The 13,225-nt window shown below is 74.1% G+C and carries 12 protein-coding genes and 1 pseudogene; 9 read left to right on the top strand and 4 right to left on the bottom strand.

The annotated features are described in order from the left end of the window. Positions 1-842 precede the first annotated feature (842 nt). Entirely contained in the window at positions 843-1,607 is a 765-nt protein-coding gene (locus I5Q34_RS25665; RefSeq protein WP_199894791.1) for an alpha/beta fold hydrolase, read from the bottom strand. Between the two features lie 145 nt (positions 1,608-1,752). On the opposite strand from I5Q34_RS25665, the gene I5Q34_RS25670 reads away from it, so the two are divergent. From I5Q34_RS25670 to I5Q34_RS35025, 5 genes and pseudogenes are all read left to right on the top strand, one after another. After that, complete coding sequence (locus I5Q34_RS25670; protein WP_199894792.1) at positions 1,753-2,658, top strand: LysR substrate-binding domain-containing protein; 906 nt, start codon at positions 1,753-1,755, stop codon at positions 2,656-2,658. A 56-nt stretch (positions 2,659-2,714) separates the two neighbouring features. Further along, positions 2,715-3,845 carry a GDSL-type esterase/lipase family protein gene (locus tag I5Q34_RS25675; protein ID WP_199894793.1) on the top strand — a complete coding sequence of 377 codons (1,131 nt, stop codon included), beginning with the start codon at positions 2,715-2,717 and terminating at the stop codon, positions 3,843-3,845. Positions 3,846-4,067: 222 nt separating this feature from the next. Beyond that, positions 4,068-5,306, top strand: a complete 1,239-nt coding sequence (locus tag I5Q34_RS25680) for a PLP-dependent aminotransferase family protein (protein ID WP_199894922.1) — start codon at positions 4,068-4,070, stop codon at positions 5,304-5,306. A 26-nt stretch (positions 5,307-5,332) separates the two neighbouring features. Beyond that, positions 5,333-5,548, top strand: a pseudogene (locus I5Q34_RS35860) (D-alanine--D-alanine ligase); the annotation flags it as partial. A 118-nt stretch (positions 5,549-5,666) separates the two neighbouring features. Then, positions 5,667-6,263 (top strand): ATP-grasp domain-containing protein, encoded by a 597-nt coding sequence (locus I5Q34_RS35025; RefSeq protein WP_277965713.1) that lies wholly within the window; start codon positions 5,667-5,669, stop codon positions 6,261-6,263. A 67-nt stretch (positions 6,264-6,330) separates the two neighbouring features. Here I5Q34_RS35025 and I5Q34_RS25690 read toward each other — a convergent pair whose 3' ends face one another. Beyond that, positions 6,331-7,800 (bottom strand): GntP family permease, encoded by a 1,470-nt coding sequence (locus tag I5Q34_RS25690; RefSeq protein WP_199894794.1) that lies wholly within the window; start codon positions 7,798-7,800, stop codon positions 6,331-6,333. 621 nt (positions 7,801-8,421) lie between these two features. Between I5Q34_RS25690 and I5Q34_RS25695 the strand changes: the two genes are divergently transcribed. Further along, complete coding sequence (locus I5Q34_RS25695; protein ID WP_199894795.1) at positions 8,422-8,997, top strand: NUDIX hydrolase; 576 nt, start codon at positions 8,422-8,424, stop codon at positions 8,995-8,997. Here the strand turns inward: I5Q34_RS25695 and I5Q34_RS25700 are convergent. Beyond that, on the bottom strand, positions 8,984-9,925 hold the full coding sequence (locus tag I5Q34_RS25700) for a DMT family transporter (RefSeq protein WP_234429547.1): 942 nt from the start codon (positions 9,923-9,925) through the stop codon (positions 8,984-8,986). The genes I5Q34_RS25695 and I5Q34_RS25700 overlap by 14 nt on opposite strands. Before the next feature lie 380 nt (positions 9,926-10,305). On the opposite strand from I5Q34_RS25700, the gene I5Q34_RS25705 reads away from it, so the two are divergent. The 3 genes from I5Q34_RS25705 to I5Q34_RS25715 all read left to right on the top strand — a co-directional run bounded on the left by I5Q34_RS25705 (position 10,306) and on the right by I5Q34_RS25715 (position 12,732). Beyond that, entirely contained in the window at positions 10,306-11,415 is a 1,110-nt protein-coding gene (locus tag I5Q34_RS25705; protein WP_199894796.1) for a Vms1/Ankzf1 family peptidyl-tRNA hydrolase, read from the top strand. A 17-nt stretch (positions 11,416-11,432) separates the two neighbouring features. After that, positions 11,433-11,969, top strand: coding sequence for a type 1 glutamine amidotransferase domain-containing protein (locus I5Q34_RS25710; protein ID WP_199894797.1), 537 nt, complete (start codon positions 11,433-11,435; stop codon positions 11,967-11,969). 67 nt (positions 11,970-12,036) lie between these two features. After that, on the top strand, positions 12,037-12,732 hold the full coding sequence (locus I5Q34_RS25715; RefSeq protein ID WP_374193059.1) for a L,D-transpeptidase: 696 nt from the start codon (positions 12,037-12,039) through the stop codon (positions 12,730-12,732). Positions 12,733-12,938: 206 nt separating this feature from the next. On the opposite strand, the gene I5Q34_RS25720 is transcribed toward I5Q34_RS25715, so the two are convergent. After that, positions 12,939-13,133, bottom strand: a complete 195-nt coding sequence (locus tag I5Q34_RS25720; RefSeq protein ID WP_199894798.1) for a hypothetical protein — start codon at positions 13,131-13,133, stop codon at positions 12,939-12,941. Positions 13,134-13,225: the final 92 nt, after the last annotated feature.

A 13,225-nucleotide genomic window follows, 5' to 3' on the forward strand; every position in this document is an offset into this window, starting at 1 on the left:
GGGGGGGGGGGGGGGGGTGGGGGGGCGGGGGGGGGCCCCCGGGCCCCCCCCCAGCGGGGGCACCCCCATTTCCCCGTTCCCCCGGGGCACCCCCCGGGGCCTGTACCGCGGCTGCGCCGCGTTGACCGGGGGCTTCGCCCCCTGGGCCCCCGGCACCGCGCTTCGCGCGGTGGTGCGGGGGCTTCGCCCCCTGCACCCCCACCGGGGCTTCGCCCCTGGCCCCTTTGCGGGGCTGCGCCCCTGCGCCCCGAAGCGCCCTTCGGGCGCTGTCCTCAGACTCCTCGGAGGGGCACCCCCGGACGGGCTGGAGTGCGCGCCCGCACCGGATATCGCCCGCACGGATATCGCCTGCACCGGATGTCCGGCCCGGGCGCGCACTTCAGCCCGTCCGGACGAGCGGCGGAGCCGCGATACGGGGTCCGGGGCGGAGCCCCGAATCCAGCCGGTCTGGGGGTTGCCTCCCTCCGGGGAGCTTGAGGACAAAGCGGCGCAGCCGCTTTGCGGGGCCCGGGGCGAAGCCCCGGCAGGGGTGCAGGGGGGCGGAGCCCCCGCGACGCGCGGCAAAGCCGCTTTGCGGAGTCCGGGGCGGAGCCCCGAAGCGGGGCGCAGGGGCGCAGCCCCGCAAAGGGGCCAGGGGCGAAGCCCCGGCAGGGGTCCAGGAGGCGGAGCCCCCGGCGGGGGCGCAGGGGGCGAAGCCCCCGCACCCCCGCGCGAAGCGCGGTGCCGGGCCGAGGGGCGCACCCCCGGTCAACGCGGCGAAGCCGCATCGCGGGCCCCGGGGCTTGCCCCGGGAGAAACGGTGAAATGGGGGTGCCCCCTCTGGGGGCGGGCCGGGGGCAAACTCACCCCACCAGCAACAGCTCCCGCAGCACCCCGTTGAACTCCCCCACCCGCTCCTGATGCGGCATGTGCGCCGCCCCCGCCACCACCCTCAACTCCGCCCCCGGCGAGAGCTCCGCGCACTCCCGCGAGATCTCCAGCGGAATGTGGCTGAGCTCACCGTGCACATAGTGCACCGGTACCCGCAGCTCCGGCAGGCGCGGCCGCGGGTCGTACGTCACGGCCTCCAGGAAGTGAGCGTCGATGTACACCCCGGAGTCGAGGATCTGACGGACGGTCGAGCGGGCGAGCTCGGCCGGTGCGTCCGGTCCGTACCACTCGGGCACCCATCCCGCGACCGTCCCGGCCCGGTTCGCCGCCAGGCCGTCGAGCAGCGGCTGCACGGGGAAGCCGAGGGACACCCAGTGCGCCGAGCCGTCCACCGACACCGCCCCGCCGACGAGTTCGGGGTGGCGCAGCGCCAGTTCGATCGCGAAGGCGGCGCCTATGGAGGAGCCGACGACCACGGGCCGGTCCAGCCCGAGGACCTCGATCAGCCCGACCAGATCGGCGACCACGGTCGCCATGTCGTTGCCCGGCAAAGGGTGGTCGGAGCGCCCGCACCCCCGCCAGTCGACCGTGACGACCCGGTGGTCGCGGACGAACTCGGGCCGCTGGGCGTCCCAGACGCGTCCGCTCGTCCCGAAGCCGTGCAGGAACAGCAGGGGCCGTCCCGTGCCTTCGTCCTCGTAGTGGAGCCGGGTGCCGTTGACCTCCGCGTACGCCATGGAAGTGCCGCCCTTCGCAAAGTGGGAAGTGGGAAGTGAAAGTGATCTGTCGTGCTGACGGGGTCAGTCCATCGCGACCGCCCCCCGTCGGCCAACGGCCGAACCGCGCCTACACTCATCACCGGAACTGATCAATGGGGTGGGCATGGAGATCCGGCAGCTGGAGTACTTCCTGACGGTGGCCGAGGAGCTGCACTTCGGGCGGGCGGCCGAGCGGCTGCACATCGTGCAGTCGGCGGTGAGTCAGCAGGTGCGCCGGCTGGAGCGCGACCTGGGGGTTCCGCTCTTCGAGCGGACGACCCGCACCGTCTCGCTGACCGAGGGCGGCCGCCGGCTGCTGCCGCACGCCCGTGAGGTGCTGGCGGCGCGGACGCGGGCGCGGGAGGCGGTGGAGGAGCTGCGCGCCGAGCGGGCGGCCACCCTGCGGCTGGGCACGAGCGCCGGGCTCGGCGCCCGGCTGGAGGACATCCTCACCGAATTCGCCCGCCTCGCCCCGCGCGCCCAGCTGGAGCTGGTCACGGCCGCGACCGAGGAGCGGCTCAAGCGGGTGCGCAGCGGGGAGCTGGACGCGACGTTGCTGCGCGGCGACCGCGAGGTGCCGGGTCTGGAGCTGCTCCCCCTGTGGGAGGACGCGCTCATGGTGGCCCTGCCGGCCCGGCACGACCTGGCCGTGCGCGGCACGATCGCCGTGGCGGACCTGGCGGACCTGCCCCTGCGCCTGTCGGGCCGCGAGCGCAATCCGGCCCTGTACGACCTGGTGATGCGCTCGTGCGAGGAGGCCGGTTTCACCCCGGTCATCGGTCCGGAATTCACCACCGCCCAGGACACCTTGGCCTCGGTGGGCTACGGAAAACCGTCCTGGACGGTCTTCTACGCGCCCCACGCGGACCAACTGCCCGTCCCCGGGGTGGTCTTCCGCCCGTTGCGCGACCCCGCTCCGGTCATGCGGGCCTATCTCGCGGTCCGTCCGGATCCGCCGCGCGCCGAGCTGCGCGCGCTGATCGAGGCGTGTCACGCCACCGGGGCGGCATCGCTCGCACACCGGTCCTGACCTGCCCGGATGTGGTTAGAGTCGGCCGGCACACAGGTTCGAGGGAAAGGCGTGTCGTGGACGGGCAGTGGGTGGCGGGGTTCCGCAGCGCGGTGATCAGTCCGTACGAGGAGATCCGGCTCAACGAGCCGCGCGGTTTCCGTGACCAGACGGTACGTCAGGTGCTGCGCATGGCGGGCGGGGGCGAGCGCATACGGGTGCGGCTCTCCAACCGCTACGGCCGTGCGCCGCTGACCGTCGGGGAGGCCCGGGTCGCAGGGCGGGGCGGCCGGGAGGGGACGGCCCTGCGGTTCGGGGGCTCGGGACGGGTGACGGTTCCGCCGGGTGCGGAGGTGGTCAGTGATCCGGCCGGCCTGGCCGTGCGGGCGGGCACCGATCTGCTCCTGAGCCTCTACCTGCCGGAGGAGACGGGCCCGGCCACGTACTCGCACATGCCCATGGAGACGGCGTACGTCGCCGCCGGGAACCGGGCCGGGGCGGCGGAGCTGCCGGGGGCGGAGCGGGTCGAGGCCCGTTTCTACGTGACCGGAGTTGACGTATTCGTCGCGGAGGCGAAGGCGACGAAGGCGCCGGGGATCGCCGTCGCCTTCGGGGACTCGTGGTTCGAGGGCGTCGGCACGACGGTGGGCGCCAACCGGCGGTCCGTGGACGCGCTCAACCGCCGGCTGGAGCGCGGCTGGGTCGTCAACCAGGGCATCGCGGGGAACCGGCTGCTGACCGACGAGATCGGCGAGCACGCCCTGGCGCGCTTCGAGCGGGACGTGGTGTCGGTGCCGGGCGTCACCGACGTCCTGGTGCACTTCGGCATCAACGACCTGGGGCTGCCCGGCATGGCCGGGCTGCCTCCCGCCTCGGCGGACGACCTGATCGCCGGGTTCACCGAACTGGCGCGCCGCGCCCGCGGGGCCGGACTGAGGATCCACGCGGCGACCATCGGCCCGTTCGCGGGTGCGATCTACCCGGGCCACGACACCCCCGAGGGGATGGCCGCGCGGCGCCGGGTCAACGAATGGATCCGGGGCAGCGGCACGTTCGACGCGGTCTTCGACGTCGCGCGCGCCGTGGAGGACCCCGCGCGGCCGGACCACATCCTCCCGGCGTTCGACTCCGGGGACGGCATGCACCTCAACGACGAGGGGGCCCGGGCGATGGCCGGGTCCGTCGACCTCGGCGCGCTCGGGATCTGAGATCGACGAAGGCCGGCCGCACGCACGCTGGTGCGTTCGACCCCCTCCTTCGTCCGTGCGAACCACGCGCGACGGCCGGTGCGCCGAGGGCTCAACTCACTACCGTCCGGAGGGTTTTCGACCTTCACGGTGAGGGAGCCCGGCGTGCAGTCCGATGATTCGCCCGAGAAACGCCCGACGCTCGACCCCTGGCACGGCCACTACGCGGCGCGCGCGGCGGACATGATCGCCAGCGAGGTGCGCGCCCTGTTCGCGGTGGCGTCCCGGCCGGAGGTCGTCTCGCTGGCCGGCGGCATGCCGAACGTGTCGGCGCTGCCGCTGGACACCGTGAGCGCGGTGATGGCCGACCTGGTGACGCGGCAGGGCGCGGTGGCCCTGCAGTACGGGTCGGCACAGGGCGTGGAGTCGCTGCGGGAGAGCGTGTGCGAGGTGATGGCCCTGGAGGGCATCGCCGCGCGCCCGGACGACGTCGTGGTGACGTCCGGCTCGCAGCAGGCGCTGGACCTGGTGGCGAAGGTGTTCCTCGACCCGGGCGACACGGTGGTCACCGAGGCCCCCACGTACGTCACGGCGATCAGCACCTTCGCCGCCTATCAGGCGCGCGTCGCGCACGTGCCGATGGACGGGGACGGCGTCGTCCCCGAGGCGCTGGCGGAGGTCTTCGGCCGGCTGCGGGCCGGGGGCCGCCCGGCGAAGCTGTTCTACACGGTGCCGACGTTCCAGAACCCGGCCGGCGTCACCCTGACCGCCGAGCGGCGCCACCGGGTGCTGGAGGTGTGCCGGCGGGCGGGGGTGCTGGTGCTGGAGGACAACCCATACGGGCTGCTGCGCTACGACGGCGAGCCGGTGCGGGCGCTGCGGGCGGACGCCGGGCGGGACCACGAGGTGGTGTACCTGGGGTCGTTCAGCAAGACCTTCGCGCCCGGGCTGCGGGTGGGCTGGGCACTGGCGCCGTCGGCGGTGCGGGACAAGCTCGTCCTGGCGGCGGAGTCGGCGGTGCTGTCGCAGTCGCCGCTGACGCAGCTGGTGGTGGACCGCTATCTGCGCACGCAGCCGTGGGGCGATCAGTTGAAGGTCTTCCGGGAGATGTACCGGGAGCGGCGCGACGCGATGCTGCGGGCGCTGGCGGAGCACATGCCGCCGGGGACGACGTGGACGGTGCCGGAGGGCGGGTTCTTCGTGTGGGCCACGCTGCCGGAGGGGCTGGACGCGAAGGCGATGCTGCCCCGGGCGGTGTCGGCGCGCGTCGCCTACGTGCCGGGCACCGGGTTCTTCGCCGACGGCGGCGGCCGCGCGCACATGCGCCTGTCGTTCTGCTACCCGCCCCCGGAGCGGATCGCCGAGGGCGTCCGGCGGCTCGGCGACGTCGTCGCCGGGGAGATCGCGCTGCGCGGGACCTTCGGCGTCACCGGCGCCGGGGACGGCCGCGGTCCGCAGTCCCCCGGCGCCGAACTGCCCTGACCGGACGCCCCCTTGGAGGGCCTTGGATGAGTGGTCCCACGTCGGTGCTGGTTCTCGCCGGCGGTCTGTCCGCCGAGCGCGAGGTGTCCCTGCGCTCGGGTTCCCACGTGACCCACGCGCTGCGCGCGGCCGGGGTCGAGGCGCGGCAGCGCGACGCGGACGGCGGTCTGCTGCGCGAACTCGCCGAGGATCCGCCGGATGTGGTGGTGCCGCTGCTGCACGGGGTCGCCGGGGAGGACGGCACGATCCGTGAGGTGCTGGAGCTGGCGGGCGTCCCGTACGTGGGGGCCGGGCCCGCCGCCTGCCGGGCGGCGTTCGACAAGCCCACCGCCAAGGCGGTCTTCGCGGACGCCGGATTCGGTGACGCTGCCGCAGCACGCGTTCCACGACCTGGGCGCCGCGGCCCTGGCCGGACGGGTGGTGGCCCGGCTCGGGCTGCCGCTGTTCGTCAAGCCGCGCGCGGGCGGTTCCGCGCTCGGCGTGGGATTCGTCGAGACCGCGGAGCGGTTGCCGTCGGCGCTGGTGTCCGCGCTCGGCCACCACCCCGACGTACTGATCGAGCGGTACGTCGGCGGCACCGAAGTCGCCGTCGCGGTAGCCGAGTTGGACGACGCTCCGGTGGCCCTGCCGCCGGTGGAGATCGAGACGCGGGGGCTGTACGACTACACGGCCCGGTACACCGCCGGGGCGGTCGCCTTCCACACCCCCGCGCGGCTGCCCGCCCCTCACGCGGACGAGGCCCGGCGGGCGGCCGTGCGCGCCCACCGGGCGCTGGGGCTGCGGCACCTGTCCCGGACGGACGCCATCGTCACCGCCGACGGCGAGGTGTACGTCCTGGAGACGAATCCGGCGCCGGGCATGACGGCCACCAGCTCGTTCCCGGCCGCGCTGGAGGCCACGGGGCATGACCTCGGCCGGTTCTTCGCGGCGCTCGCGGCGCGGGCGGGCGGGGTGTGAGGGTGCCGGGCGGGGAGACGGCCTCCGGCACGGCGTCGTCGGTGAACTCCCCTTCGGGCAGCCGGTCTCAGACGACCGTACTGAGGGCCGCCGCGACCGCGAAGCCGGTCACGGAGAGGACGGACTCCAGGACCGTCCAGGACCTGAGGGTGTCGCGTTCCGAGATGCCGAAGTACTTCGCCACGATCCAGAAGCCGCCGTCGTTGACGTGCGAGGCGAAGATCGAGCCGGCCGAGATGGCGATGATCACCAGGGCGAGGAAGGCCTGGGAGTGGCCGGCGCCCTCGGCCAGCGGGACGGTGATGCCCGCGGTGGCGACGATGGCGACCGTGGCCGAGCCCTGGGCCACGCGCAGGACCAGGGAGATCAGGTAGGCGAGGACGATCACGGGCAGCCCCATGCCGTCGAAGGTGTCCGCCAGGGCGCCGGCGATCCCGGAGCCCTTGAGGACCGCGCCGAAGACACTGCCCGCGCCGACCACGAGGAGGATGTTGCCGACGGGCTTCAGGGAGGAGGTCGAGACCGTCTCCAGGGACTTGCGGGACCAGCCGCGGCGGATGCCGAGCAGGTAGTACGCCATCAGCAGGGCGATCGTCAGGGCCACGAACGGGTTGCCGGAGAACTCGACGACGGAGCGGGGCACCGACGGGTCGAACACGATGGAGGAGAAGGTGGCGGCCAGGATCAGCAGCAGCGGCGTGCCGATGATGACGAGCACGGTGGCGAGGGGGACCGGCTCCTCGCGCGGTGTGACGCCCGCCGACCGCTGTTCGGCGGCGATCGCGGCCCTGGCCTCCTCGGCGGCCTCCACCATGTCCTGGGGAACGGGGACGAAGACGCGCCTGCCGATCCAGTCGGCGTAGACCCAGGCCGCGAGCACGGCGGGGATGCCGCAGACGACGCCCATGACGACGATCCAGCCGAGCGGGACCTCGAACAGGCCGGCCGCGGCGACCGGGCCGGGGTGCGGCGGCAGGAACGCGTGGGTCATCGACAGGGCCGCCAGCAACGGCATCGCGTACAGCAGGATCGATCTGCCCGAGCGCTTGGCGGCGGCGTAGACGATCGGCGCGAGGACGAAGACGCCGACGTCGAAGAAGACGGGGATGCCGAGGATCAGGCCGGTGAGGCCCATGGCGACGGGGGCGCGCTCCTCCCCGAAGAGGCCCAGCAGCCGGCGCGAGAGGACCTCGGCGCCGCCCGACACCTCCAGGATCGCGCCGAGCATCGTGCCCAGCCCGATGATGATCGCGACGTGCCCGAGTATGCCGCCCATCCCGCTCTCGATCATCGAGACGGCGTCGGATTTCTGTACGGTTCCGAAGAGTTCGGTGACCGACAGCCCGGCGGCCAGGCCGACCGCGATCGAGACCGCGAGAAGGGCCACGAACGGCTGCAGCCTGACCTTGATGATCAGGAAGAGCAGGAGGGCGATGCCGAGGACGGCCACGGTCAACAGGCCGCCCGTACCGCCGATGAGGGCAAGCAGGCCGCCGGTGTGGGGAGTTGCTGGAGGCGCAGCAGCGTCGGACGTCATGGGAACTCCATCGTTCGCACGGGAACCCGCCCTGAAGGAGGCGGGAGAAGGGCCGGAACGCTTCCCGCGACCTCGCCCGCAAGGGCGGTACCGCTCCCCCTTTGAACGGCTGCACCCGATCAGCCGGTTACGTTGGGCAGGATGTTAGGCACGTGCAGCAAGAGACGCAACGAACATTGCACATGACGCAATCCCCATGGAGAGCAAGGGAATTGCCGCCACGCCCGCCGCCCGGGCGGGGAGACGGGCGCCTCGGTGGGAACGGGCGCCCGTCCGGGCTCGGCGTCCTCACCGTCACCCGGGTACGGGGAGGTGGCGGGGCCCCCTCGGGGGTTGGGGGCCCCGCCGTGCGACGTGGCTGCCGGCCGCCCCGCGAGGGGGGCGGCCTGCCGATCGTCCGGGCATCGACGACGCGCGCCACCGGTTCAGACAGTACGGGCCGGGGCCGAGGCCGCGCGTCGGGCGGCGGACCGGGACCACATCCGGCTGCGGCCCTGGTCCGCCGGCCCGAGGTAGCTCGTCCTCCGTTTTCCGGGCAGGGAGTGCGGCACGTTTTGCGGGCAGGAGTGCGGCACGGAAATTCGCTGGGGAGCGGCCGTGCCCTTCCCTAGGATGCCCGGCATGATCTCCGCACCCATGTCCGTCACGGACGCCCTCGACTCCTATGCCCCCGGCGGCGACCGTGAGCGTGCCGACGTCGGCCGACTGCGCGCCCTGCTCGCGTCGGCCGACGATCCCTGGCACCGTTCCCTGCCCCTGCACGTCACCGCGTCCGCGGTGATCGTCGATCCGGTGGGCGGGCGGTTCCTGCTGCGGTGGCACGGGCGTCATGGGTCGTGGCTGCTGGTGGGCGGGCACGGCGACCCCGGGGAGAGCGATCCGCTGGGGGTGGCGCTGCGGGAAGGGCTGGAGGAGACGGGGCTGGACGACCTGGCGCCGTGGCCGCGGGCGCGGCTCGCGCACGTGGTGGTCGTCCCGGTGCCGGCGGCGGGGGACGAGCCCGCGCACGAGCACGCGGACCTGCGATTCGTCCTGGCGACGGGGAAGCCCGGGGGGATACGGCCGGAGCACCCGGGGGCGGAGCTGCGCTGGCTGGAGCCGGACGACGCCGTCCGGCTGGCCGCCGAGGAGAATGTGCGCGGGACGCTTTCCCGGGTGCGGCCGCTGCTGAACGACCGCCGGGTCAGCCGGACTTGACGGTTTCGCGCTGCCGCGCCGTCACCTCGGGCGTCGGGCCGGCGACGCGGCGCGGCGGGGTGCGCCGCATGGCGGCGACGGCGACGCCGAGGAGGACGACGAGTCCGCCGAGCCCCGCCATCGGGGTGGGGACGGCGCCGAAGACGGCCGCGTCCAGCGCGAGCGCCGCTACCGGCACGGCGTAGAGCACGAGCGAACTGGTGGACGTGGTGGCCGCCTTGAGGACGCGCGACCAGGTGCAGAAGGCCAGCACCGTGCAGCCGAGGCCGAGCCAGCCGACGGCCGTGAGCTGCTGCCAGCCGGCGTCGGCGGTCTGCCGTGCGGCCCCGGGGGCGAAGAACAGCAGCGGGAGCAGGCCGAAGAGGCTGCCGTAGAAGATGCAGTCCATGCCCGAGTAGCGGCGCAGCAGCGGCTTCTGGAGGACGAAGGACGTCGCCTGGGCCGCGGCGGCGAGGACGATCATCGCCATGCCGGAGTGCGTTCCGCCGCCTCCGCCGCCGGCGGTGGCGACGACCAGGGCGCCGCCGAGGGCGATCAGCAGGCCGATGACGCCCCGCGTGCCGGGGCGTTCGCGCAGGACGAGCATGCCGAGCAGGGTGGCGAAGACGGGCGAGGTGGCGACGAGCATGGCGGCGGTGCCGCCTTCGACATGGCGTTCGCCGGCGTAGAGCAGGAGTTGATAGGCCGTCATGCCGGTGAGGCCGAAGCCGGCCATGCGTGCCAGGTCGGCGCGGCGCAGCCGGCTGATGCGGCCGGTGAACAGGCAGGGCGAGAGGATCGCCATGGCGCACACGAGCCGCAGGACCGCGATGGACGTCGGGGAGTACCCGTCCAGGGCTACGCGGATCGCCGGGAAGGCCGATCCCCAGAGGACCGCCGTCGCGGCCATGAAGGCCCAGGGGGACGCCGTTCGGCGCTCGGCAGCCATGGAAGTACACCGCCCATCGGTAGGAGACGTGCAGAGGCGCAGGAGACCCGGTCGTGCGGGTTCTTGGGCCATCGCCGAAGCTACCGAGGTTCCTTCCATAAGTCGAATAATGTTTTCCATGATAGCCCCAAAGGAACCCTTTGGGGGCCGGTCACGGAAGGGCCGGGGCCGGAGGCCTCGCGGGCGCCCTCCCCTCCTTCGGGCGCCCGCGATCCCCGTCCCTCTCAACTCCCATGATTCCAGAGAGCGTTCGTTCCGTCACTACATGTAATCGCGTTTCCCGGGGCGCGGTTGGCGGGCACGCGCCCCGGCGTGCGCCGCCCTGCCCCATCTGGTCAGCTTGAAGGGTGGGTGGAAACCGCCCGGGAGGAGGAGCCCACATGACCACTGCCACGCGGACCGACACCGGCACGCTGCGCGCCCTGCTGGAGGCGCCCGGCCCCTTCGCGTCCGTCTACTTCGACCGCGAGATACGCCCGCAGCGGACCGAGGAGGCCGGTGCGCGCTGGCGCGAGCTGGCCTCCCGGCTGGCCGGGGAGGGCGCCGACGCGGCGACGGTGGACGCGCTCACCTCCCGCGTCCTGGACTCGCTGCCGGGCACTGGAGTCCTCGCCGCGTTCGCCGCCGGCGGCGAGGTGCGTTACGCCGCCGAACTGCCCGGCGCGCCCCGCGGGGACGTCGCCGAGTTCTCCCCCGTCCCGCACCTGCTGCCGCTGCTGGAGTGGCGCCAGGACCACCCGGCGCACGTGGTCGCGGTCGTCGACCGCACGGGCGCGGACCTCCTGCTGTTCGCGGAGGGCTCGACCGAGCCCGTGCGGCGCACGGTCACCGGCCCCGACGACGAGATCGTCCGCAGCCCCGGCCTGGCCCAGATGCGCTTCCAGCACCGTGCCGAGGACTCGTGGGAACACAACGCGACGGCCGTCGCGCAGGCCCTGGACGCCGCCCTGTCCGAGGTGTCGGCCGGTCTGCTCCTGCTCGCGGGCGACGTGCGGGCCCGGCAGTACGTCACCAAGCACCTGCCCGCCCGGGTGCGCCGCGAGGTGACCGTCGGGCACGTCGGCGGCAGCCGCGGCCCCGGCGGGCCGGCCGACGACGCCACCCGCACGGTCGCCGAGGCGTCCCGCGCCGGCCACGCGCGCACCGCGGAACTCCTGCGGCGGCTGGAGCACGAGCTGGGACCCGGCGGGCACGCGGTCGAAGGGGTCCACGCCACGCTCGACGCGCTGGCCGTCGGCCGCGTCGGCACCCTGACGGTCACCGACGACCCGAACGACCGGCGGACCGCGTGGTTCGGCGACTCGCCCACCGAACTCGCCCAGCGGCGCGACGAGTTGCCGCCCGACGGCGGCGGCGAGCCGCACGAGGGCCGGCTGGCCGACGTCGCGGTCCGGGCCGCCCTGCTCACCGGCGCCGACGTCCGGGTGCTGGAGCCGGGCACGCCGCGGACCCCCGCCCAGGGGACCGGCGGCATCTGCCGCTACACCTGACCAGGGAGGGCACCGGCATGAAGGCGGCATTCCTCATGGCGCCCGAGGGCGTCGAGCAGGTGGAGCTCACCGAGCCGTGGAAGGCGGTGGCGGACACGGGCGGGACGCCCCGGCTGGTCTCCACCCGCCCCGGCCGCGTCCGGGCGTACCACCGCCTCGACAAGGCCGACGCCTTCCCCGTCGACGATGTCGTGGGCGCGTCCTCCGCGGCGGACTACGACGGCCTCGTCCTGCCCGGCGGGGTGGCCAACCCGGACGCCCTGCGCATGGACCGGGCCGCCGTCTCCTTCGTCGCGGACTTCTTCGCCGCGGGCAAGCCCGTCGCGGCGATCTGCCACGCGCCCTGGACGCTGGTGGAGGCGGACGTCGTGCGGGGCAGGACCCTGACCTCGTGGCCGAGCCTGCGCACGGACGTCCGCAACGCGGGCGGCACCTGGGTCGACGAGGAGGTGCACGTCTGCACGGCGGGCCCCGGCACGCTGGTCACCAGCCGGAGGCCGGGCGACCTCAAGGCGTTCTGCGCGGCGCTGCTGAGGGAGTTCGGGACGATCTGACGGCGGACGGCCACCCGTGCGGCCCGCCCGGGGTGCCCCGGGGGCGCGCGCTGTGCAGGTGTCGTACATGCACCTCGGACGCGCGGGACGGTACGGCCTGATGACCGCGGCGCTGCTGCTCGCCGCCGTCCGGTGGGGGCCGCTGGACCCCGCCCCCGCCCGTGCGGCGGCGTGCACCGCCGGCACCGGCCCCTACCAGTGGCAGCTGGAGGCGTTCCTCCACCGGCCGCAGGACGGGCGCCAGTCCCCCGCCGACTGCGCGGCGATCGCGGCCTTCCAGCGCACGGCGGGCGTCCGCCCCGCGGACGGCTTCGCGGGCCTCGCCACCTACCGCGCCGTCCTCCTGGCCCAGGCCCGCCCGAACCCGAACGCGGCGGGCGCCTGCCCCGTTCCCACGCCCGCGCGCAAGGTGGCGTGCGTGGACCTCGACCGGCAGCTGATGTGGGTGCAGCTCGGGCGTGCCGTCCGTTTCGGGCCGGTGGCGGTGCGGACGGGCCGGCTGGGCCAGGAGACGCGGGCGGGATGGCACAAGGTGTACTGGAAGCACATCGACCACGTCTCGACGCTGTACGCCAACGCCCCCATGTCGTATGCCCAGTTCTTCTCGGGCGGGCAGGCCATCCACGGGCGCCCCGGGGAGTTGTACGACGGGGCGGGGTCGGCGGGGTGCGTGAACATGGGCGTGGCGGACGCGAAGGCGCTGTGGGGAGTGTTGCGGGTGGGGGATGCGGTGTACGTGTGGGGGCACAAGCCGGGGACGTAGCGGTCCGGGTGGACGACGGGCAGCACAGCCCTCGGCGGCACCTGCGCCGCCGCCCACCCCAGCGTTCCCGGCCGCATCGCGTGGACCCGCCGGCCGCTCAGCAGTTCACGAGCCGTCGGCCGGGGCCGCCCGGGGAACTCCGGATGGCTTCCCTCCCGCACCATCCGGCTCCGCGAGCGGCATCGCGCCCACGCGACGTGCCCGTACTAGAGGATGGAGATGGGAGAACAGGTGTTGCTGAAGCCGACGAGGTTGTGGGACATCTCGCTGGTGCACGAGCGGCCCTGCCCGCCGCCGCCCCCGCCGGGCCCACCGGACCCCCAGTCGTCGGCCCCGGCGGGGGTGGCGAGCGCCCCGATCATCGCGGCCACCGCGAGCAGGCCGAACGCAAATCGACGCATGACAATTCCCCTTTCTGCAACGAGAGTTGATCGAAAACTCGGCGTTTTGTGCGAGTCCCACCCTGGTTGCCCAGGGCTGTCAGCAGATAAGC

This window comes from Streptomyces sp. AV19, from assembly GCF_015999245.1.
GTDB lineage: Bacteria > Actinomycetota > Actinomycetes > Streptomycetales > Streptomycetaceae > Streptomyces.